This window comes from Pseudomonas parasichuanensis (assembly GCF_021601385.1).
Taxonomy (GTDB): Bacteria; Pseudomonadota; Gammaproteobacteria; order Pseudomonadales; family Pseudomonadaceae; genus Aquipseudomonas; species Aquipseudomonas parasichuanensis.
Window position 1 is genome coordinate 1 of the sequence record NZ_BQHO01000028.1, and the last position, 20,006, is coordinate 20,006.

Here is a 20,006-nt window from a genome sequence, read left to right on the forward strand (position 1 = left end):
GCGAGTTGGGTGTGGGGGTCAGGGCATAAAGAAGGCTTAAAGATTAGGTTTTTGGATTGGCTGCTGTGGCCTCATCGCCGCGGCTTGTCGTAGCGACGAACCGCGGCGATGAGGCCAGTGCAGGCTTACCTTTGCGGTGTCTGCGCCCCGGAGTGGCGGCTCCAGTCCAACAGCAGGCTGTACCCCACCGCCAACAGCGTCGGCCCGATGAACAAGCCGATAAAGCCGAAGGCGAGCAAGCCGCCAAATACCCCAAGCAGCACGATCACCAGCGGCAGGTTGCCGCCGCGGCTGATCAGGTAGGGCTTGAGCACGTTGTCCACGCCACTGATGATGAAGGTGCCCCACACGCCAAGGAACACCGCCATGCCGTAGTCGCCCTTCGACACCAGCCACGCGGTGGCGGGGATCCAGGCCAGTGGCGGGCCCATGGGGATCAGGCTGAGCATGAAGGTCACCAGGCCCAGCACCACCGCCCCCGGCACGCCGGCAATCAGGAAGCCGATCAGTGCCAACAGGGCTTGCGCCGCCGCAGTGCCGATCACCCCGTTGACCACCCGTTGCACGGTACCGGCCACCAGATCGACGTAGTACTCGGCGCGCTCGCCCACCAGCCGTTGCAGCAGGCGGTGCACGAACGCCGCCAGGCGCGGCCCGTCGCGGTAGAAGAAGAACACGAACACCAGGCTCAGGGTCAGCTCCAGCACCCCGCTGCCGATCTGCGCACTGCGTGCCAGCAACCAGTTGCCGACCTGGCCGAGGTAGGGTTTGGCCGAGGCCAGCAGCGCCGCCCCTTGCTGGTCGAACGACTCCCACCAGCCGACCAGGCGCTCACCCACGAACGGAATGCCAGCCACCCACGCCGGCGCATCGGGCAGGCCTTCGACCTGCACGTCGCGCACAAAGGCGGTGGCATCGCGGATATGGTCGGCCAGGTTGAAGCCCAGCCACACCAGCGGCAAGGCCACGATCAGGATCCAGGCCGTGGTCAGCAGGCTGGCGGCCAGGGTTTCCCGCCCGCCCAGCACACGGGTGAGCAAGCGCATCAAAGGCCAGCTGGCGAAGGCCAGAATGGCGCCCCACAGCAGCGCCGAGATGAACGGTGCCATCACCCACAGCGCGGCACCGAGCAGCGCCAGCAGCAGGATCTGGACCAGCAAGCGATCATTGTTGGCCATGGGCGCGCTCACTCAACGGATCAGTTCCAGGTGCAGGCCATCGGTGGGCGCATCGCCGACTTCGAGCCGGCCGCTGCGCACGCCAGCCTTGGTCAACTGCTCGCGCCAGGCCTCGGCGCCCTTGCCACTGAGGCTGGCACGCAGGGTGCTGTCCAGGTTCAGGCTGCGTGCCAGCAGCGTAGCCCAGTTGGCCTGGGGTTCGGCGAGGTCGGGGTAGTCGAGCTTGCCGGTGTCGCGCAGTTCGCGCAGAACAGTAGCGGCGGTGGGCAGGATGTCGCCCAGGGGGCTCTCGGCGACGAACTCTTCGACGTGCAGGTAGGCGCGACGGTTGCCACGGGTGACGCTATACAGCGCCACCAGGGTGTCAGCCTCTTCGGCGGAACGGCGCAGGAGGATGAATGCCTGCTGCTCGTCCCCACCATTGAGGCGGGCATTGGCGAACACGTCGTTGGCCCACAGGCTGGCTTCGCCGCAGTCGCGGCCCTGGCACCAGAACAACGGGTAACCACCGTCTTTCTGCAAGGTTTCACGGGCGCTGGTGAAGGCCTCACGGGCGCTGCGTTCGACGGGCAGTTCGTAGGTAACCGAGCTGACTTGGCCACGGCTTTCGACCTTGTCGTCGACCCGCAGGCGACCGCTGATCTTGCGTAGCGGCCCCATCGGGTAGACCCGCTCCTGCTCCGCGGCGGGGCGTTGATCGACCACTTTGGCGTCGACGGGAACGGGCAACTCACCGGCCCACAGCAAGGGGCTGACGAAGGCGAGGCAGGCGGCGATGGCACTGCGGGCGTAAACGGGTACGCTCATCGGCAGCCCTCATGGCTGCGGGGTTTGAATAGGTGGGTGTCTGGCATGTACATGGTTGTCTCCCTTTCAACCCGCCAAGCCTCGACACTTGCCCGGTGCAAGTCAAGGAAAGCCAAAGAAGCGATTGAAACAGTCTGCAACAAGGGCTGCACCCTGCTCATCGTTCAAGTGCAGGTGATGGCCACCCGGCAAGGTGATCTGCTCGAAGGGTAGCTGCTCCAGCAGCTCCGTGTGGCGCGCCAGCATGCCGTCGGCCGCCACCACCAGGCACGCCGGGCAGGCCACGCGCTTGACGAAGGCCATGGCCTGGGCCTGGTTCAGGCGGGTGGGCGAAGGCAAGGTGAGGCGGCTATCGCTGCGCCAGCTGTAACCGCCGGGCACCGGCATCAGGCCGCGCTGGGCCAACAGTTCGGCCGCTTCACGGCTGACCGCGACCATGCCTTTCATGCGCGCCTCGACCCCCTCCTCCAACGTGGCGTAGACCGTCTTGCGCTTGCCGTCCAGACGCAGCTGGGCCTGCAGGGCCATCCCCAGGCGCTCGGCGGCATCCTGTTCGGTCACGGTAGGCGGGATCACCCCGTCGATCAGTGCCAGGTGGCTGACCCGCTCGGGCAAGGCGCCGGCCAGTTGCACCGAGATGATCGCCCCCAGCGAGTGGCCGAGCAGGCCGAAGCGCTGCCAGCCCAGTTGCTCGGCGACTCGCAGCACGTCGTGGGCATAATCGGCCAGGGCGTAACCAGCCCCGACCGGGCGGTGCTGCGAGTAGCCATGCCCGGCCAGGTCGAGGGCGACAATGCGCAGCCCTTTGAGCTGGGGCGCCAAGCGGGCGAAGCTGTTGGCATTGTCCAGCCAGCCGTGCAAGGCGATCACCGGCAGGCCGTCGGCAGGACCGAACAGGTGGGCGGCCAGTTCGATATGCCCCAGGGTCAGGCGTACTTCCTCTACCTGGGCGCTCATGCCTGGCCCCAGCGATCGAACAGGCCCTTGATCAGGCTCGCGGTGTCGAGGGGGCGCTCCAGCGGGAACATGTGCCCGCCCGGCAGGCTGTGATACTCGCCCCGGGCCATGCCCCGCACGCCCAGCGCATGATGCCGGCGAATTACCCGGCTCTGCGCGCCACGCACCACGGCCAGCGGTACCTGCAACTGGCGCGGCGGCAGCGGGCTGGCATGGGGGATGCTGCGGTAGATGCTGATTTCGGTGGCGGGGTCGAAGCGCAGGCGCAGCCCGTCTTGCGCACGCTCCAGGCCATGCTCCAGATAGGCCTCCAGGCATTCCGGGTCGAAGTGGCGGAACAGCGTCTTGCCGGCGAAGTAACTGCGCGCGCTGTCGCGGTCGGTGAAGGCTTCACGCCGGCCCAGGGTGCGCCCGGCCGGGGTGATGCGGTCGATAAAGCCCAGGCGCTTGGCCGCCTGGATCAGCCATTCATCCACCCGGGTCAGCACCGGCGAGTCGAGCATTACCACCCCGCGGTAGAGCTCCGGGCGGCGCAGCGCCGCGTGCAGGTGCAGCACGCCGCCCAGCGAGTGGCCGACACCCCACACCGGGGCATCCTGCTGTTCGAGATGATGCAGCAGCTCGTCCACCAGGCTTTGCCAGTTGTCGTTCACCGGGAAGCGTGGGTCATGGGCATGCTGGGCCAGGTGGCGCACCTGGTAATCCGGCGCCAGGGCGGCGAACAGCTTGCCGTAGGTGGCCGAGGGGAAGCCATTGGCGTGGGCGAAGAAGATCTGCTGCGACATGGCCGCCTGCTCTGCACGGGGAAGGATGGCCCATTGTCGGCAAGCCGGTGGGTGGCGGCAACGTCCGGAAAGGTCATCGCCAAGGGCGATCAGGTCATTCAGAAGTCGTCGAAGCTGGCCATCGAGCGCCGCAGGCAGGCCTGCATGTAGGCCAGCTGATACTCCAGGGCCTCACGGGCCAGGTGTTTGTCTTGCTGCGCGAGGCCTAGCCTGCGCAGGGCCAGGCAGCTGGTCTGCAGCAGATGGGCCATGCGCATGCTGGCTTCCTGTAGGCGCCGCAGGTCTTCTTCGCCGTCGAACACAGTAGCGGGTGCCTGGCCTTGCCGGGCACGGACCTTGTTCATCAACTGATAGAGCTTGGCGTCCGCCGACTCACGCAACATGCTGTACTCGGCAAACCCCAGCACATCATCTTTCTGCACTTTTTCCAGCGTTGGTTGCAGATCAACCGAACCTACCAACGCCAGCCTCCGGCTGTTCATTCGACACTCCCTGGGCCTGCCGCACATTCACTTGCTGTTGCCGACGCTAGCAAGCGTTTTGGCGGCGCAGCAACTGGCAAAAATGCCAGTTGCCGCCTTCACGCCGAATGATGAAGGCCACGCAGGGTCATCAGCCCGGCCAGCGGCCAGTCGCCTTCCAGCATGGCCAGGCTGGCGGTGCTCAAGGGCGCCGGTTGCTGAGCGTGGCCATGCTCCAGCATGCCCACCAGCGAACCCACCAGCGGCTGGTGGCTGACCAGCAACACATGCTCAAGGCCCAGGCGCTCGACTTCGCCGATCACCTGCTGCACATCGCTGTCCGGGGTCAGCCAGGGCACGGTACGCACCGGCTCGCTGAAACCCAGGGCATCGTGCACCAGCGCCGCGGTTTGCTGGGCGCGCACGTAAGGGCTGGCGATGATCGCCTGCAGCGGCTGGCCCAGCAGGTGCGCGGCGCTGCGCAGCACCTGCTCGCGGCCATGGGTGGTGAGACGCCGTTCAGCGTCGCTGTTGGCGCGCGGCTCCGCCTCGCCGTGGCGCAGCACCCACAGCTTCACAGCTTGGGCTCCTCGTCACGCACCGGGTGCGGCGTCGGGGCCACGGCATGCGCCGCTTCGCCTTCCGGGGCGCGGGGTGCCGGCCAATCGGCGAATGGCCAGGGTTTCTGGTCGCTGTGGAAGCTGCCGAAGCGGCCGATCTGCGCCAGGTACTGGCTGAGGCTGTCGCCGAAGTTCATCAGGCTGGCGCTGGGCGCGCCATAGATCAGCCGGTAGATCAGTTGCACCAGCACCAGGCCGCCCAGCAACAGCTCGGCGAGCTGCCAGACCACCAGGAACACCAGCATCCACAGCACCCGCAGGATGATCGACTCGCGCGCGGCGCTTTGCGGGGTATCGTTCATGTGTCGCTCCTTCGTTCAGTTGAAACCGCTGGTGGAAATGAAATCGACGTCGGTCTTGGGCTCGGCGCGCATCAGGTGCTCGATCACCTGGTTGAGGGTGCGGCCCTCGAACAGGATCGCGTGCAGGCCAGCCACCAGGGGCATGTATACCTGCACCTCCTGGGCCTTGGCCTTGAGCACCTTGATGGTGTTGACCCCTTCGGCCACTTCGCCCAGGCGGCTGACAGCCTGCTCCAGGGTCAGGCCCTGGCCCAGGGCATGGCCGACCTGGTAGTTGCGGCTCTTGGGCGAGGAGCAGGTGACGATCAGGTCGCCGACCCCGGCCAGGCCGAGGAAGGTCATGGGGTTGGCGCCCTGGCTCACGGCGAAACGGGTCATCTCGGCCAGGGCGCGGGTGATCAGCATGCTCTTGGTGTTCTCGCCCATGCCCAGTGCCACCGCCATGCCGGCGATGATCGCGTAGACGTTCTTCAGGGCGCCGCCCAGCTCGACACCGAAGCGGTCGCTGCTGGCGTAGACCCGGAAGGTGCGGCCGTGCAGCACCTCTTGCACACGCTGGCACAGCGCTTCGTCTTCGCTGGCGACCACGGTGGCGGTCAGCGCGTGCTCGGCGATCTCGCGGGCCAGGTTCGGCCCCGATAGCACGCCGATGCGCGCCTGGGGGGCGATCTCCTCGAGGATCTGGCTCATCAGCTTGAAGCTCTGCGCCTCGATGCCCTTGGTCAGGCTGACCAGGCCCTTGCCGCGCAGCAGCTCGGCGTGGGGCGCCAGCACGCTGCGCAGTGCACTCGATGGGAGGGCGACGAAGATCAGGTCGCTCGCTTGCAGGGTGGCGAGCAGATCGTTGACCGGCTCGACGCCGTCATGCAGGCGAATGCCTTTGAGATAACGCGGATTCTCGCGGTTGACGCGCATTGCCTCGGCCTGTGCCGGGTCGCGCATCCATTGGCGCACTGGGTGGCCGTTTTCCGCCAGCAGGTTCGCCACGGCGGTGCCGAAGCTGCCGCCGCCAAGCACTGCAACAGGTTGCTGTTGAGTCATATCCAATCCGTTAACCAATAAAGTAAGTGGCGACTGGCGCATTATACGGCCCGCTTGCGACAGAACCAGTGGCTTGCCCCGGGATGCGGCAACTTGCCAACCGCAGATCACTGGCAAAAGCCACACGGTCAGTTAACATGCCTGATTCATTTCTGAAACAAGGCCGTACCGTGTTCCCTGGCACGCCCCCCTACCCGCGCCTGCTGATACTGACCGCCCTGCTTGGTGGCCCGGCCATGGCCGATGATCTGTTCATCGACAACCAGGACCTGCCCCAGGTTCTGACCGCCACACGCCTGAAACAATCCCCGGCCGCGGTGCCGGGCAGCATGACCGTGCTCGACAGCGAGCTGATCCACGCCAGCGGCGCCCGGGACATCCCCGAGCTGCTGCGCCTGGTGCCGGGCATGATGATCGGCTATGGCGCCGGCAACCAGCCAACGGTCAATTACCACGGCAGCAACGTCAACGATGCCCGGCGCATGCAGGTGCTGATCGACGGCCGTTCGGTGTACCGCGCGGGCCTGGCCACGGTGGACTGGAGCGACATCCCGGTGGCCATCGAGGATATCGAGCGGATCGAGGTGTTCCGCGGCCCCAACACCGTCAGCTATGGTGCCAACGCGCTGATGGCGGTGGTCAACATCCTCACCCGCAACCCCGCCGACAGCCACGGCACCCGGGTGAAGATGACCCGCGGCCAGGACGGCATCAACGACTATTACGCCAGCCAAGGCATCGGCTGGGACGGCGGCGACCTGCGCCTGTCGCTGTCGGGCCAGCAGGACGACGGTTTCGACAAGGACCAGTTCGGCCGCGACTACCGCGACAGCCGCCGGCTCAACCGCATCAATATCAATGCCAGCCACAACCTGGCGCCGGACCAGACCCTGGAATGGCAACTGGCGGCCAAGGAAGGCAGCAACCAGCGGCCCTATACCTATCAGCCGGTGTTCGGCAAATACGCTGCGGGCAACGATGCCGACGTCAACGCCAAGGACTATGCCGGTTCGGTGCGCTGGAACATCGACTTCAACCCCGACCACAGCCTGTATGTGCAGGGTTCGGCGCAGCACTTCGACCGTCAGCAGGTGTGGCGCGCCTGCGATGCAGCCATTGCTTTCAGCCCGGAGCTGACCCGGCTTTGGCAGCTAAATCCGAACTATGCAGAAGGCGTCGCGCGTAGCCTTTTCACAGGCAACCCGCCGCGCAACAGCGACCCGGTTCTGGATGCACTGCGCAGTGAGGTGTTGAACCAGTGGAGTGCTGGTGGGGCCAATCCGATCTGCGGCAATGTCGACCAAAGCACCCGGGAAACGCGCTACGACCTGGAGATCCAGGACACCTTGAGCCTGAACGAGAGCCTGCGCCTGGTCACCGGGATGAACTACCGCTACGACCGCGCCGACTCGCAGACCTACTTCAACGGCAGCATCGACGACCAGACCTGGCGCCTGTTCGGCCAGCTGGAGTGGCGCGCCGACGAGCACTGGGTCTTCCAGGGCGGGGCGATGTACGAGAACGCCCAGCTGTCCGGCAACTCGTTGACCCCGCGCGTGGCGGTGAACTACCTGATCACCCCGCGCCACGGCTTGCGGGCGGTGTACTCCGAAGCGGTGCGCTCGCCGGACATGTTCGAGAACAACGTCAACTGGAGCTACACGGTCAAGGGCCTGTCGCCCAACCTGTATGGCCTGCAGGACGGCCAGTACTTCGTCAAGACCCGCGGCCCGGGCAACCTCGACCAGGAACGCATGCGCTCGCGCGAACTGGGCTACAACGGCTATTTCAGCGACATCGACCTGAGCATGGATGTGAAGCTGTTCTACGACGAGATCACCGGAATGATCAGCGAGCCCTTGAAGAACAACCAGTACATCGCCAGTAACGCCAACAAGGCGCGCTTCACCGGCAGCGAGGCGCAGTTCGACTGGCGCGCCACCCAGCGCGACCGGCTGCGTATCACCTACGCCTATGTCGACGCCTGGGCCAGCAACCCTGCGGACCGGCGCTTGAGCGCCCGCAACAGCGGCTCGGCCGGCTGGATGCGCGAGTGGGGCCTGGGCTGGTCCAGTGCCCTCTTCTATTACGGTGACGATGCGCTCAACCAGTACCGCTACGAGCGCGTCGACCTGCGCGTGGCCAAACGCTTCAAGGTGCAGGGCAGCGACCTGGAGTTGGCGGCGCTGTGGCAGCAGCGCCTGGATGACGAACCGACCTCCGCCATCCAGAACCGCTACGACAGCCGCCACCGCCTGAGCGTCAGCGCGGAGCTGGCGTTCTGATGGTCGTGCTGCTGCGCTTGCTGCTGCTGTGCATCCTGCCGCTGGGTTCGCTGTCGGCCAGCGAAATCCTGCTGGTGGGTGCCGACGACCAGCCGGGCGTGCGCAGCTTCGTCGCTGCCCTGGCGCAGCGCCGCCCCCACGACCACGTGCATTTCCAGCCCGTGAACGAACTGCCGCGCCCGGGGCAGCTGAAAAGCGATACGCGCCTGGTGCTGCTCGACGGCCCTGCGCTGGACTGGCGCCTGGGCGAAACCGCCGGCCCACCGGCGCTGGCCCTGAGGGTCAGCCGGGTACAGGCCGAGCAACGCCTGGGAAAGTCGCGACCGGCGTTCCTCAGCCTGCTGTGGAGCGACCCACCGCTGGCCCGGCAGCTGCGCCTGGCCCGTTACCTGTTGCCGCAGGCACGGCGCATTGGCGTGCTGTACGGTGAGCACAGTCGCTTCCTGCTCGATGAGCTGCGCCAGGCCGCTCAGCCCATGGGGCTGGAAATCGTCGCAGAGGGCTGGCCCGACCTGCGCGACAGCCGCCCGCTGCAGAACCTGCTGGCCAACAGCGATGTGCTGCTGGGGCTCGACGACCCCGAGCTGTACAACTCCAAGTCGGCCAAGAACGTGCTGCTGAGCAGCTACGGCCGGCAGATGGCGTTGATCGGGCCAAACGTCGGATTCGTCCGTGCCGGCGCCCTGGCCAGCACCTACAGCGACCAGGACGACTGGCTGGCAGTGCTCGACCAACTGCTCGAGCACCCTCCAACGCGCTGGCCGCGCAGCCTCTACCCCCAGCATTTCGGGGTCAGCGGCAACCAGCAGGTGGCGCGTTCCCTGGGGCTCGAGGCCATCGACCAGGAAGCCGCCGCACTGGCGTTGGCCGCAGGAGAACCCACCCCATGAGCAAACGCCTGAGCTGGGACATTCACACCCGCACACAAATCATCAGCCTCGGCCCTGCGCTGCTGCTGACCTTGCTGCTGATCAGCTTCTTCACCTTCGTGCGTATCCAGGACTTGCGCCAAGAGCTCAACCACACCGGCCAGCTGATCGCCAACCAGTTGGCACCGGCCTCCGAGTACGGCGTGATCTCCGGCAACAATGAAGTACTCGAAGGCCTGATGCGCGCGACCCTGAGCATCCCTCACGTGCGTTTCCTCGAAGTGCAGGACAGCCGCAACCACATCCTGGTGTATGTCGAGCAACCGGACGAAAGCCTCAGCCGGGCGCAGCGGGTGGAAGTGTTCCAGGCGCCGATCCGCCTGCAGCAGATCCGCCTGGACAACGACTTCCTGCAGGGCAAGCCGCAATTGCCGAGCATCGGCGACGACTACCTGGGGCGGGTGATCGTGGGGATGTCCGACGATGCCTTCAGCCAGCGCCAGCAGGAGATCGTGATCAAGGCCGGCATCCTCGCCCTGTTCGCCCTGCTGTTCACCTTCCTGCTGGCCCGGCGCCTGGCGATGAGCCTGTCCAAGCCGATCAGCGACATGGGGCATGCGGTCAAGGCCATCCAGCAAGGCGATTTCGACGCCCCGTTGCCGGTGGTCGATGACAGCGAACTGGGCCACCTGGCGCGGCACATCAACAACCTGGCCAGCGCCCTGGACCAGGCCGCCCACGAACAACAGCAGGCCATGAGCCAGCTGATCCAGGCCCGCGAAGAGGCCGAACAGGCCAACCGCGCCAAGTCGGACTTCCTGGCGATGATGAGCCATGAGCTGCGCACCCCCATGAACGGTGTGCTGGGCATGCTGCAGTTGCTGGAGACCACCCGCCTGACCAGCGAGCAGGCCGAATACACCGCGGTGGCCAGCGAGTCCACCGGGCACCTGCTGAAAGTGATCAACGACATCCTCGATTTTTCGCGGATCGAACGCACCACACTGCAGCTGGAGCACATCGACTTCAACCTGGGCGAACTGGTCGTCAGCAGTGTCCAGTCGTTCCAGCACAGCGCCCAGCAGCGGGGCCTCGCGCTCAACCTGCAGTTACCGCCTGGCATCGAGCTGCTGCAGGTGGTCGGTGACCCGACCCGGATCCGGCAGATCCTGCTCAACCTGATCGGCAACGCGCTGAAGTTCACCGAACGCGGCGAAGTGGCGGTGGAGGCGCACTGGCAGGTGCTCGATAGCCAGATGATCTGGCTCACCTGCACCGTGCGCGACACCGGCATCGGTATCGACAGCAACCGCCTGGAAATGATGTTCGTCGCTTTCCAGCAGGCCGACAGCTCGATTTCCCGGCGCTACGGCGGCACCGGGCTGGGCCTTTCGATCGCCCGTACCCTGGCCGAACGCATGGGCGGCCAGCTGCGGGGTGAAAGCCGCGAGGGGCTGGGCTCGACCTTCACCCTGGAGATGCCGTTGGCCCTGGCCAACACCTCGCCGGCCCTGTCGGCGGGCGCGGCGGCTGCCAGTGGGCTGGGTGGCAATGGCGAGCGGGTTTTGCTGGTGGAGGACAATCCGGTCAACCAGAGCGTCATCGAAGCCATGCTGCGCAGCCTTGGCTTCGAGGTCAGCCTGGCGATGGATGGCGCCCAGGCGGTCGACCTGGTGCAACAGCAGCACTTCGCCGCCGTATTGATGGACTGCCGCCTGCCGCAGGTAGACGGCTTCGAGGCCACCCGGCGCATCCGCCAGCTGGTGCAGGGTGCGGGGCTGCCGATCATCGCCCTCACCGCCAGCGTGCTGGAGGGCGACCGCGAGCGCTGCCTGGCCGCCGGCATGAACGATTACCTGAGCAAGCCGTTCAAACGCACCGAGCTGCAGCGCATCCTGCAGCGCTGGTTGCCCGCTCGGACAGCCGCGACTGGCGATAAATGCTAAAGTGCGGCAGTCTTAAAGACTGGACAGGACCTTCGCAGGCCCGGAAAATAACATTTCAGTGCACACCTGTACTTCTTTTGCCAGGTGCGCTGTGACTTTCACCACAACGCAATAGTCTACCTGTAGGCTGCCGCCTCGAAAGCAAAGCGCTTCGGGCCGGCCGGGAAGATTCATCCCCTGCCACAGGGGGTTATTGAGGAGCTCGCATGACCAAACAAAACGCCTTTACCCGGGAAGACCTGCTGCGCTGCAGTCGCGGTGAGCTGTTCGGCCCCGGTAATGCGCAACTGCCCGCCCCGAACATGCTGATGGTCGATCGCATCGCCCATATCAGCGAGGAAGGCGGCAAGTTCGGCAAAGGTGAATTGGTCGCCGAGCTGGATATCAATCCGGACCTGTGGTTCTTCGCCTGCCACTTCGAAGGCGACCCGGTGATGCCAGGCTGCCTGGGCCTCGATGCCATGTGGCAGCTGGTGGGCTTCTTCCTCGGCTGGCAGGGCCTGCCGGGCCGTGGCCGTGCGCTGGGTTCGGGCGAAGTGAAATTCTTCGGCCAGGTACTACCCACCGCCAAGAAAGTCACCTACAACATTCACATCAAGCGCGTCCTGAAGGGCAAGCTGAACATGGCCATCGCCGATGGCTCGGTCAGCGTCGACGGTCGCGAGATCTACACCGCCGAAGGCCTGCGGGTCGGCGTGTTCACCTCCACTGACAATTTCTAAGGGTTATTCGCATGCGCCGCGTCGTTATCACTGGTCTGGGCATCGTTTCGTGCCTGGGCAATGACAAAGCTACCGTCACCGAAAACCTGCGCAACAGCCGTCCGGGCATTCGTTACAACCCGGAATACAAGGAAATGGGGCTGCGTAGCCAGGTTTCCGGCTCCATCGACCTGAACCTCGAAGAGCTGATCGACCGCAAGGTCTATCGCTTCGTCGGCCACGCTGCTGCCTACGCCTACCTGGCGATGCAGGATGCAATCAAGGACGCGGGCCTGACCGAAGAGCAAGTGTCGAACCCGCGCACTGGCCTGGTTGCCGGTTCCGGCGGCGCTTCCACACTGAACCAGATGGAAGCCCTGGACACCCTGCGCGAGAAAGGCGTCAAGCGCGTTGGCCCGTACCGTGTCACCCGCACCATGGGCAGCACCGTGTCGGCGTGCCTGGCCACCCCGTTCAAGATCAAGGGCATCAACTACTCGATCTCGTCGGCCTGCGCCACCTCGGCACACTGCATCGGTACCGCGCTGGAGCAGATCCAGTGGGGCAAGCAGGACATCGTCTTCGCCGGTGGCGGTGAGGAAGAGCACTGGAGCCAGTCGTTCCTGTTCGATGCCATGGGCGCCCTGTCGACCAAGCGCAACGAAACCCCTGAGCTGGCCTCGCGCGCCTACGACGCCGACCGTGATGGCTTCGTCATCGCTGGCGGTGGCGGCATGGTAGTGGTCGAAGAGCTCGAACACGCCCTGGCCCGTGGCGCCAAGATCTACGCCGAGATCGTCGGCTACGGCGCGACCTCCGACGGCTACGACATGGTTGCCCCGAGCGGCGAAGGCGCCATCCGCTGCATGCAGCAGGCGCTGTCCACCGTCGACACCCCGATCGACTACCTGAACACCCACGGTACCTCCACCCCGGTCGGCGACGTTGCCGAGATGAAGGGCGTGCGTGAAGTGTTCGGTGACAAGGCACCGAAGATCAGCTCGACCAAGAGCCTGTCGGGTCACTCGCTGGGCGCCGCCGGCGTGCACGAGGCGATCTACTGCCTGCTGATGATGGAAAACAACTTCATCGCCGGCTCCGCCAACATCGACGAGCTGGACCCGGAAGTTGCCGACCTGCCGGTGCTGCGCAAAACCGAAGAAAACGCCAAGATCGACACGGTCATGAGCAACAGCTTCGGCTTCGGCGGCACCAACGCCACCCTGGTGCTCAAGCGCTGGGAAGGCAAGTGATCGATTGACCTGCTGAACGAGAACGCCCCGACCCAGGTCGGGGCGTTTTTGTTTGTGCCTGCAAACCACGAATCAGCTTTTTGTAGGAGCGGCCTTGTGCCGCGAAAGGGCTGCGGAGCAGCCCCAGAAATCGTTGTATCGACACAGATACTCTGGGGCCGCTTCGCGCCCCTTTCCGGCCGGTCCGGCGCCCCGGCAAGGCCGCTCCTACAGGGGGCCGCGTCGGCCTTGCTATACCGAGAAACGCTGCACCAGGGTATTCAAGTCCACCGCCAGGCGCGACAGCGACTGGCTCGCCGCCGAGGTCTGTTCGGCGCCGGCTGAAGACTGATGCGCCAGGTCGCGGATGGTGGTCAGGTTACGGTCCACCTCCCGCGCCACCTGGGCCTGCTGCTCCGAGGCACTGGCGATCACCAGGTTGCGCTCGTTGATCTGGCCGATGGCCCCGGCAATCGCTTCCAGCGCCGCACCGGCGGCATGGGCGCCATCCAGGGTCGAGCGGGCCCGCGCATCACTTTGCTGCATGCCCTGCACCGCACGCTCGGCACCGCTCTGGATGGCCACGATCATCTGTTCGATCTCGCGGGTCGAAGACTGGGTGCGGTGAGCCAGTGCCCGCACTTCGTCGGCCACCACGGCAAACCCGCGCCCGGCCTCGCCAGCCCGGGCCGCCTCGATGGCGGCGTTGAGCGCCAGCAGGTTGGTCTGCTCGGCAATCGAGCCGATCACCTCCAATACCTTGCTGATATCGTGCACCTGCTGGGCCAGCTGGCCGACCTCTTCGGCATTGCCGGCCACGCCACTGGCCAACGCTTCGATGGCAGTGACCGTGGCCTGCACCTGTTCGCGGCCCTGACGGGCGATACGGTCGGACTCCGCGGAAGCCTCCGAAGTCGCTACGGCATTGCTCGCCACCTCCTCCACCGCCGCCGTCATCTGGTTGACCGCAGTGGCCGCCTGCTCGATCTCCAGGCTCTGCTGCTGCAGGCCGCGAGTGGCATCCTCGGTCACCGCGCTGAGCTCTTCGGAGGCCGACGCCAGCTGGCTGGCCGAGTCGGAAATCCGCCCGATGGTCTCGCGCAGGCTTTGCTGCATGCTTTTGAGCGCCGCCAGCAAGCGGGCCGGCTCGTCATCGCCGTGCACGGCAATCTGCGGCGTCAGGTCGCCGGTGGCGACGGTTTCGGCCACTTTCAGCGACTGCCCGAGCGGGCGCACAATGCTGCGGGTCAGGGCCAGGGCCAGCACCACGGTCAACGTCAAGGCCACCACCAGCAGCCCCAAGACCCAGACCCGCGCCGCACTGTAGACGGACTCGGCCGTGGTGGTGGCCAGCCCGGCATGGTGCGTGTTCAGCGCGATCAATTCGTTGAGGCTGGCCGTCATCTGATCGGCGATCTGGTTGATCTCGCCATTGACCAGCGCCGCAGCCGCCTCGATGCGACCATCGCTGGCCAACTGCACCACCTGGCCCTGCAAGGTCATGTATTGGCGTTCGAGGCCCAGGTAACGGTCGAACAGCGCGCGTTCCTCGGGCAACACGATCAGCGCGTCGTAGCGCTGCTGGGCCTTGCTCAGGCCGGCCTTGATCTCCTCGATGCGGGCACGGTTCTGCTGTTGCGCGACAGTATCGGTATTGACCAGCAGGCGCAACGTAAGGGCGCGGATGCGCAGCATGTCCTGGGTCATGCTGCCCACCGAGATGATGCTGGGCAGCCAGTTGTCGTCCACCTGCTCGGCCTGCTGGCGCATGTTGGTCATCTGTTGCAGGGCGAAACTGCCCAGCGCCACCACCAGCAAGGCCATGATGCCAAAGCCGATCCCGGCGCGCGGGGCGATATTCAAGCGTCTCAGGCTCATTTCAGGATCCCTCCCTAAACGTGTTGTTCCGTCGCTTAAAGAAGGTATCGGGCGGCTCGAAATTTGCGTAAGACGAAAACGCGATATCAAAACGCTACTTGTCCTGCTTTGCCACCTTGGGTAGCACGGCAAGGAAATTGTCCCGTGCCACCCTGTTCGCGACCGCCTCCGGCAGGGCATCGAGAAACGGCTTGAAGCCATGAAGCTGCTCGCCAAGGCTGTCGAAGCGCCCCACCACATCGGAGCCGAGCATGAACCGCTCGGGGAAGCGCTCTACCAGCTGTAACCAGGTTTGACGAGGCACGCCTTGGGCATCCAGCAAGTAAGGCTCGAGCACGCTCCAGGACAGGTCAACGTATAGATTGGGGTAATCCTCGAGCAGGCGGGTCAGTACCGGCAGGAGAAAGTCCATCTGCGTCTGGTGCCGGTGAATTTCCAGGCTGCTGCCGGCATGGGCCCAGATGAACCGGGTGTGTGGGTGGTTACGCAGCGGCTCCTCGATTTCGGCCAGGTACAGCGGGTTGCGCTCGCGCTTGGAGGTGATGTTGGAATGCAGCAGTACCGGCAGGTCGCGTTCGGCGGCCAGATGGTAGATGCGGGTCATGGCCTCGTTGTTGGCCCGCGGCGTATCGCCGCTGGTCAATGCGGTGAGGTCATCGTGGCGGGTGAACACTTCGCCGATGCCCTGCCACAGCCCCGGATACAGCTCGAGCATGCGCTCGATGTGGCTGACGGCGTTCTTGTCCACCGGGTTGAAACCGGTAAGGAACGGGTGGAAACGCCGCCGCTGCTGCGGCGCCAGCTTTTCCAGGGCCGCCGCCACGTATAGGTCGGTGGCGCTATACCAGTAGGCATCCGCATCATCGCCCGCATAGTAGCGCGGGCGCTTGGGCTCATCCTCGTGCCATTTCTTGGCCACCGGGATACCAGAAATCATCGACTGCTCGACGCCGGCCGCGTCCATGGCCTTGAGCAGCGCCGGCATGCCCTCGGTTTCCTGGAAGAAGTCCACGTAGTGCAGGTGGGCATCGCTGTAGCGATAGTCGCGGGCCTGGGCCGTCGGATACAGGGATCCGCAGAGCAACAGGCCGGCGAGGATGCGCACGATCATCGCCGCCTCCATTGCAGGGTATGGAAAGAGTAGACCGACCAGCTGCTTCGGCGGTTCAGCGCCAGCCCGCGAACCGCTATGCTTGGTGCAGTTCCCTGCCCGCCCGGAGTTCACCATGAGCAGCCCCCTGGTCATCCGCCCCCGCGCCGAATCGGTCGAGGGCCAGCCGATCCTGCGCCCGCTGCCCTCGGCACAGTGCCGCAGCGTCGGGCCCTTCGTGTTCTTCGACCATATGCTCGAGACCGATTACGCCCCTGGCAGCGGCATGGATATCCGCCAGCACCCGCATATCGGCCTGTCGACTCTCACCTACCTGTTCGAAGGCGAGATTCAGCATAAGGACAGCCTGGGCTCGGACCAACGTGTGCGGCCAGGGGATGTGAGCTGGATGACGGCGCGAGGCGGCGTGGCCCATGTCGAGCGCACACCTGCCGAGCTGATGGCCAAGGGCTCACGACTACACGGGCTGCAGGTCTGGTTGGCGTCGCCCCGCGAGCACGAGCAGGGCACGCCGAGCTACAGCCATCATCCGGCAGCGAGCCTGCCAGTCAGTGACAGCCTTGGGGTGCAGATCCGCATGATCGCCGGCAGTGGTTTTTGCCTGCAGTCGCCGGTGCCGGTGCTCTCCCCTACCCTTTATGCCCATGTGCGCATGCTGCCGGCCACGACCTTGATGGTGCCGACCGAACATGCCCAACGCGCGCTGTACCTGCTCGATGGTGATCTGATGCTGGATGATCAAGCAGTCGAGCCGTGCAGCCTGATCGTACTGGCGGAGGGTGAAGAAGCAACGCTGTACGCCGAGGACGAGTGCCAACTGGTGCTGATCGGTGGCGCAGCGCTGGATGGGCCGCGGCGGATGAACTGGAACTTCGTTGCCAGTGACCCGGCGTTGATCGAGCAAGCGCGAGCGCGCTGGGCGGCGGGCGATTGGCCGGTGGTGCCAGGGGAAAGCGGACGGATCGAATTGCCGCGCTGATGTGGGGCTGCTGCGCAGCCCCCCTTTCACACTCAGCCGCGGAACACTTCCTTGAGCAGGTTATGCATCGAGCGGAATGCCCGCTCCGAGGTGCGTCGGTCGTACTGCATCTTGCCCGGCACATTGGCATTCGGGTCGGTGAACGAGTGCACCGCACCGCCGTAGCTGAGCAACTGCCAGTCGACCTTGGCGGCGTTCATCTCCTCCTCGAAGGCCGGTAGCTGCTCTTTGGGCACCAGCGGGTCGGATGCACCGTGCAGGACCAGCACCGAGCCTTTGATGCGCTTGGCATCTTCGATGTTCGGCGTATCCAGCGTGCCATGGAACGACACGGCCGCCTTCAGATCGGCACCGGTACGCGCCAGCTCCAGGGCGCAGCAACCGCCGAAGCAGAAGCCGAAGGTAGCCACCTTGCCCGGTTCCAGCAGGGCCTTGGATTGGCCCACCAACTGCGCCAGGGCTTCCTGCATGCGTTTACGCAGCTCGGCGCGGTCGTTCTTCAGCGGCATCATCGCCAACCCGGCCTCATCGGCATTGGAAGGCCGCACCGATTGCCCGTAAAGGTCGGCGATCAACACCACATAGCCCTGCTCCGCCACTTCCTTGGCGATGCGCTCGGCACCTTCGCCAATCCCCATCCAGTTCGGCGCCATCACCAGGCCCGGCTGCGGCAGTGCGCCGGGGGCATAGACCAGGCGGCTTTCATAGGTTTTGCCCGACAGGTGATAAACCAGCGACTCGACGATGACCTTGCTCATTCAACACTCCTTGGCGTTCACGGTTGTGCGAATTCTAGACCCTGTTACCCGCGAAACAGTTAACACGCAGCAAAGAAAAAGCCCGCCGAAGCGGGCTTTCCTGTGCATCAACTCAAGCAGACAACTCAACCAGCAACTTGTTGAGGCGGCGGACATACGCCGCCGGGTCCTTCAGGCTGTCACCGGCCGCCAGCGCCGCCTGGTCGAACAGGATGTGCGACAGCTCGGCGAAGCGGTCTTCGCTCTGCTCGCCATCGAGCTTCTCGATCAGCGGGTGGCTTGGGTTGAACTCGAAGATCGGCTTGGAATCCGGCACTTTCTGCCCGCTGGCTTCGAGGATCTGGCGCATCTGCAGGCCCAGGTCCTGCTCGCCGATGGCAAGGATCGCCGGCGAGTCGGTCAGGCGGTGCGAAACACGCACTTCGGCAACGCTGTCACCCAGCGCCCCCTTGAGGCGCTCGACCAGGCCCTCTTTGTCCTTGGCCACTTCTTCCTGGGCTTTCTTGTCCTCTTCGGAGTCGAGCTTGCCCAGGTCCAGGTCGCCACGGGCGACGTCGACGAAGGCCTTGCCATCGAACTCGCTGAGGTAGCTCATCAGCCACTCGTCGATACGGTCGGTCAGCAGCAGCACTTCGATGCCTTTCTTGCGGAAGACCTCCAGGTGCGGGCTGTTCTTGACCTGGGCGTAGGATTCGCCGGTGAGGTAGTAGATCTTGTCCTGGCCTTCCTTGGCGCGGGCCAGGTAGTCAGCCAGGGCGACGCTCTGCTCGCCGCTGTCATCGTGCGTCGAGGCAAAGCGCAGCAGGCCGGCGATCTTCTCTTTGTTGGCGAAGTCTTCGGCCGGGCCTTCCTTCAGCACCTGGCCGAAGTTCTTCCAGAAGCCCTTGTACTGCTCGGGTTCGTTCTTGGCCAGCTTCTCCAGCATGTCCAGCACGCGCTTGGTCAGCGCGGTCTTCATCGAGTCGATGATCGGGTCTTTTTGCAGGATCTCGCGGGAGACGTTCAGCGACAGGTCGTTGGAATCGACCACGCCTTTGATGAAGCGCAGGTACAGCGGTAGGAACGACTCGGCCTGGTCCATGATGAACACGCGCTGCACGTACAGCTTCAGGCCGCGCGGTGCTTCGCGCTGGTACAGGTCGAACGGTGCGCGGGCCGGCACGTACAGCAGCGAGCTGTACTCGAGCTTGCCTTCGACCTTGTTGTGGCTCCAGGCCAGCGGGTTCTCGAAGTCGTGACCGATGTGCTTGTAGAACTCCTGGTATTCCTCGTCCTTTACCTCGGTACGCGAACGGGTCCACAGGGCGCTGGCGCGGTTGACGGTTTCCCATTCCTGCGCAGGTGCCTCTTCGCCCTCGGCGGCCTCGGCCTGTTCCTTGGGCAGCTCGATCGGCAGGGCGATATGGTCGGAGTACTTCTTGACGATGTTGCGCAGGCGCCAGCCATCGGCGAACTCGTCTTCACCGCTTTTAAGGTGCAGGACGATGCGCGTGCCGCGCTGCGGCTTGTCGACGGTGGCAACTTCGAACTCGCCCTCGCCCCTGGACGACCAGTGCACGCCTTCAGCGGCCGGCAGGCCGGCGCGGCGACTGAACACGTCGACTTTGTCGGCGACGATGAATGCCGAGTAGAAGCCCACGCCGAACTGGCCGATCAGGTGCGAGTCTTTCTTCTGGTCGCCAGTGAGGTTCTTCATGAAGTCGGCGGTGCCGGACTTGGCAATGGTGCCCAGGTGCGCGATGACGTCTTCGCGGCTCATGCCGATACCGTTGTCCTCGAGGGTCACGGTGTTGGCGGCCTTGTCGAAGCTCACGCGGATCTTCAGGTCGGCGTCGCCCTCGAGCAGCTCAGGCTTGGCCAGGGCCTCGAAGCGCAGCTTGTCGGCAGCGTCGGAGGCGTTGGAAATCAACTCGCGAAGGAAGATTTCCTTGTTCGAATACAGGGAATGGATCATGAGGTGCAGCAGTTGCTTGACCTCGGTCTGGAAGCCCAGGGTTTCTTTTTGAGTCTCCACACTCATCGTCTTCAAACTCCAATCTGTTGGTAGGTGACGCCTGGCGACCCCGTGGGCCTGCATTTTGCGGCGGATGTTCAGC

General features: G+C 64.9%; 18 protein-coding genes and 1 pseudogene. 6 read left to right on the top strand and 13 right to left on the bottom strand.

The genetic code is table 11. The features are described 5' to 3' along the window. Positions 1-125: 125 nt before the first annotated feature. The 8 genes from L6D77_RS20085 to L6D77_RS20120 all read right to left on the bottom strand — a co-directional run bounded on the left by L6D77_RS20085 (position 126) and on the right by L6D77_RS20120 (position 6,151). Complete coding sequence (locus tag L6D77_RS20085) at positions 126-1,178, bottom strand: AI-2E family transporter (RefSeq protein ID WP_232883907.1); 1,053 nt, start codon at positions 1,176-1,178, stop codon at positions 126-128. Between the two features lie 12 nt (positions 1,179-1,190). After that, positions 1,191-1,985: a DUF4892 domain-containing protein gene (locus tag L6D77_RS20090; protein WP_232883906.1), complete on the bottom strand. Its 795-nt coding sequence runs from the start codon at positions 1,983-1,985 to the stop codon at positions 1,191-1,193. Between the two features lie 102 nt (positions 1,986-2,087). Continuing rightward, the gene (locus L6D77_RS20095) at positions 2,088-2,942 is read right to left on the bottom strand and encodes an alpha/beta hydrolase (RefSeq protein WP_232883905.1); all 855 of its coding nucleotides are present in this window, start codon (positions 2,940-2,942) and stop codon (positions 2,088-2,090) included. Continuing rightward, the gene (locus tag L6D77_RS20100; protein WP_232883904.1) at positions 2,939-3,727 is read right to left on the bottom strand and encodes an alpha/beta fold hydrolase; all 789 of its coding nucleotides are present in this window, start codon (positions 3,725-3,727) and stop codon (positions 2,939-2,941) included. The genes L6D77_RS20095 and L6D77_RS20100 overlap by 4 nt, the downstream gene beginning before the upstream one ends. 98 nt (positions 3,728-3,825) lie before the next feature. Next, on the bottom strand, positions 3,826-4,209 hold the full coding sequence (locus L6D77_RS20105; protein ID WP_232883903.1) for a hypothetical protein: 384 nt from the start codon (positions 4,207-4,209) through the stop codon (positions 3,826-3,828). 98 nt (positions 4,210-4,307) lie between these two features. Continuing rightward, the gene (gene sixA / locus L6D77_RS20110) at positions 4,308-4,766 is read right to left on the bottom strand and encodes a phosphohistidine phosphatase SixA (RefSeq protein WP_232883902.1); all 459 of its coding nucleotides are present in this window, start codon (positions 4,764-4,766) and stop codon (positions 4,308-4,310) included. Continuing rightward, entirely contained in the window at positions 4,763-5,110 is a 348-nt protein-coding gene (locus tag L6D77_RS20115) for a DUF4389 domain-containing protein (protein ID WP_232883901.1), read from the bottom strand. The genes sixA and L6D77_RS20115 overlap by 4 nt, the downstream gene beginning before the upstream one ends. Positions 5,111-5,125: 15 nt before the next feature. Next, positions 5,126-6,151, bottom strand: a complete 1,026-nt coding sequence (locus L6D77_RS20120; protein WP_232883900.1) for an NAD(P)H-dependent glycerol-3-phosphate dehydrogenase — start codon at positions 6,149-6,151, stop codon at positions 5,126-5,128. Positions 6,152-6,288: 137 nt separating this feature from the next. On the opposite strand from L6D77_RS20120, the gene L6D77_RS20125 reads away from it, so the two are divergent. From L6D77_RS20125 to fabB, 5 genes are all read left to right on the top strand, one after another. Next, positions 6,289-8,436, top strand: coding sequence for a TonB-dependent receptor plug domain-containing protein (locus L6D77_RS20125; protein WP_232883899.1), 2,148 nt, complete (start codon positions 6,289-6,291; stop codon positions 8,434-8,436). Continuing rightward, positions 8,436-9,326 carry an ABC transporter substrate-binding protein gene (locus tag L6D77_RS20130; RefSeq protein WP_232883898.1) on the top strand — a complete coding sequence of 297 codons (891 nt, stop codon included), beginning with the start codon at positions 8,436-8,438 and terminating at the stop codon, positions 9,324-9,326. Before L6D77_RS20125 ends, L6D77_RS20130 begins: the two co-directional genes overlap by 1 nt. Next, positions 9,323-11,251 carry a response regulator gene (locus L6D77_RS20135; RefSeq protein WP_232883897.1) on the top strand — a complete coding sequence of 643 codons (1,929 nt, stop codon included), beginning with the start codon at positions 9,323-9,325 and terminating at the stop codon, positions 11,249-11,251. Before L6D77_RS20130 ends, L6D77_RS20135 begins: the two co-directional genes overlap by 4 nt. A 206-nt stretch (positions 11,252-11,457) precedes the next feature. After that, positions 11,458-11,973, top strand: a complete 516-nt coding sequence (gene fabA, locus L6D77_RS20140) for a 3-hydroxyacyl-[acyl-carrier-protein] dehydratase FabA (protein ID WP_110993977.1) — start codon at positions 11,458-11,460, stop codon at positions 11,971-11,973. 11 nt (positions 11,974-11,984) lie between these two features. Beyond that, positions 11,985-13,205 carry a beta-ketoacyl-ACP synthase I gene (fabB, locus tag L6D77_RS20145; protein ID WP_232883896.1) on the top strand — a complete coding sequence of 407 codons (1,221 nt, stop codon included), beginning with the start codon at positions 11,985-11,987 and terminating at the stop codon, positions 13,203-13,205. Between the two features lie 231 nt (positions 13,206-13,436). Here fabB and L6D77_RS27565 read toward each other — a convergent pair whose 3' ends face one another. The 3 genes and pseudogenes from L6D77_RS27565 to L6D77_RS20155 all read right to left on the bottom strand — a co-directional run bounded on the left by L6D77_RS27565 (position 13,437) and on the right by L6D77_RS20155 (position 16,173). Next, complete coding sequence (locus L6D77_RS27565; RefSeq protein WP_373870611.1) at positions 13,437-14,300, bottom strand: methyl-accepting chemotaxis protein; 864 nt, start codon at positions 14,298-14,300, stop codon at positions 13,437-13,439. Beyond that, positions 14,292-15,263: pseudogene (locus tag L6D77_RS27570) on the bottom strand (MCP four helix bundle domain-containing protein); the annotation flags it as partial. The pseudogene L6D77_RS27570 and the gene L6D77_RS27565, both read right to left, overlap by 9 nt. Continuing rightward, positions 15,157-16,173 carry an amidohydrolase family protein gene (locus tag L6D77_RS20155; protein ID WP_232883894.1) on the bottom strand — a complete coding sequence of 339 codons (1,017 nt, stop codon included), beginning with the start codon at positions 16,171-16,173 and terminating at the stop codon, positions 15,157-15,159. The gene L6D77_RS20155 and the pseudogene L6D77_RS27570, both read right to left, overlap by 107 nt. A gap of 115 nt (positions 16,174-16,288) precedes the next feature. Here L6D77_RS20155 and L6D77_RS20160 point away from each other — a divergent pair, with 115 nt between their 5' ends. Further along, positions 16,289-17,152, top strand: a complete 864-nt coding sequence (locus tag L6D77_RS20160; protein WP_232883893.1) for a pirin family protein — start codon at positions 16,289-16,291, stop codon at positions 17,150-17,152. A 32-nt stretch (positions 17,153-17,184) separates the two neighbouring features. Here L6D77_RS20160 and L6D77_RS20165 read toward each other — a convergent pair whose 3' ends face one another. Beyond that, entirely contained in the window at positions 17,185-17,910 is a 726-nt protein-coding gene (locus L6D77_RS20165; protein WP_232883892.1) for a dienelactone hydrolase family protein, read from the bottom strand. A gap of 112 nt (positions 17,911-18,022) precedes the next feature. Further along, the gene (htpG, locus tag L6D77_RS20170; RefSeq protein WP_232883891.1) at positions 18,023-19,930 is read right to left on the bottom strand and encodes a molecular chaperone HtpG; all 1,908 of its coding nucleotides are present in this window, start codon (positions 19,928-19,930) and stop codon (positions 18,023-18,025) included. Positions 19,931-20,006: the final 76 nt, after the last annotated feature.

Bases quoted from the DNA above. Each gene is read 5' to 3' on its own strand.
- L6D77_RS20085 (WP_232883907.1), bottom strand. From the start codon at position 1,178: ATGGCCAACAATGATCGCTTGCTGGTCCAGATCCTGCTGCTGGCGCTG.
- L6D77_RS20090 (WP_232883906.1), bottom strand. From the start codon at position 1,985: ATGAGCGTACCCGTTTACGCCCGCAGTGCCATCGCCGCCTGCCTCGCC.
- L6D77_RS20095 (WP_232883905.1), bottom strand. From the start codon at position 2,942: ATGAGCGCCCAGGTAGAGGAAGTACGCCTGACCCTGGGGCATATCGAA.
- L6D77_RS20100 (WP_232883904.1), bottom strand. From the start codon at position 3,727: ATGTCGCAGCAGATCTTCTTCGCCCACGCCAATGGCTTCCCCTCGGCC.
- L6D77_RS20105 (WP_232883903.1), bottom strand. From the start codon at position 4,209: ATGAACAGCCGGAGGCTGGCGTTGGTAGGTTCGGTTGATCTGCAACCA.
- L6D77_RS20115 (WP_232883901.1), bottom strand. From the start codon at position 5,110: ATGAACGATACCCCGCAAAGCGCCGCGCGCGAGTCGATCATCCTGCGG.
- L6D77_RS20120 (WP_232883900.1), bottom strand. From the start codon at position 6,151: ATGACTCAACAGCAACCTGTTGCAGTGCTTGGCGGCGGCAGCTTCGGC.
- L6D77_RS20125 (WP_232883899.1), top strand. From the start codon at position 6,289: ATGCCTGATTCATTTCTGAAACAAGGCCGTACCGTGTTCCCTGGCACG.
- L6D77_RS20130 (WP_232883898.1), top strand. From the start codon at position 8,436: ATGGTCGTGCTGCTGCGCTTGCTGCTGCTGTGCATCCTGCCGCTGGGT.
- L6D77_RS20135 (WP_232883897.1), top strand. From the start codon at position 9,323: ATGAGCAAACGCCTGAGCTGGGACATTCACACCCGCACACAAATCATC.
- fabA (WP_110993977.1), top strand. From the start codon at position 11,458: ATGACCAAACAAAACGCCTTTACCCGGGAAGACCTGCTGCGCTGCAGT.
- fabB (WP_232883896.1), top strand. From the start codon at position 11,985: ATGCGCCGCGTCGTTATCACTGGTCTGGGCATCGTTTCGTGCCTGGGC.
- L6D77_RS27565 (WP_373870611.1), bottom strand. From the start codon at position 14,300: ATGCAGCAAAGCCTGCGCGAGACCATCGGGCGGATTTCCGACTCGGCC.
- L6D77_RS20155 (WP_232883894.1), bottom strand. From the start codon at position 16,173: ATGATCGTGCGCATCCTCGCCGGCCTGTTGCTCTGCGGATCCCTGTAT.
- L6D77_RS20160 (WP_232883893.1), top strand. From the start codon at position 16,289: ATGAGCAGCCCCCTGGTCATCCGCCCCCGCGCCGAATCGGTCGAGGGC.
- L6D77_RS20165 (WP_232883892.1), bottom strand. From the start codon at position 17,910: ATGAGCAAGGTCATCGTCGAGTCGCTGGTTTATCACCTGTCGGGCAAA.
- htpG (WP_232883891.1), bottom strand. From the start codon at position 19,930: ATGAGTGTGGAGACTCAAAAAGAAACCCTGGGCTTCCAGACCGAGGTC.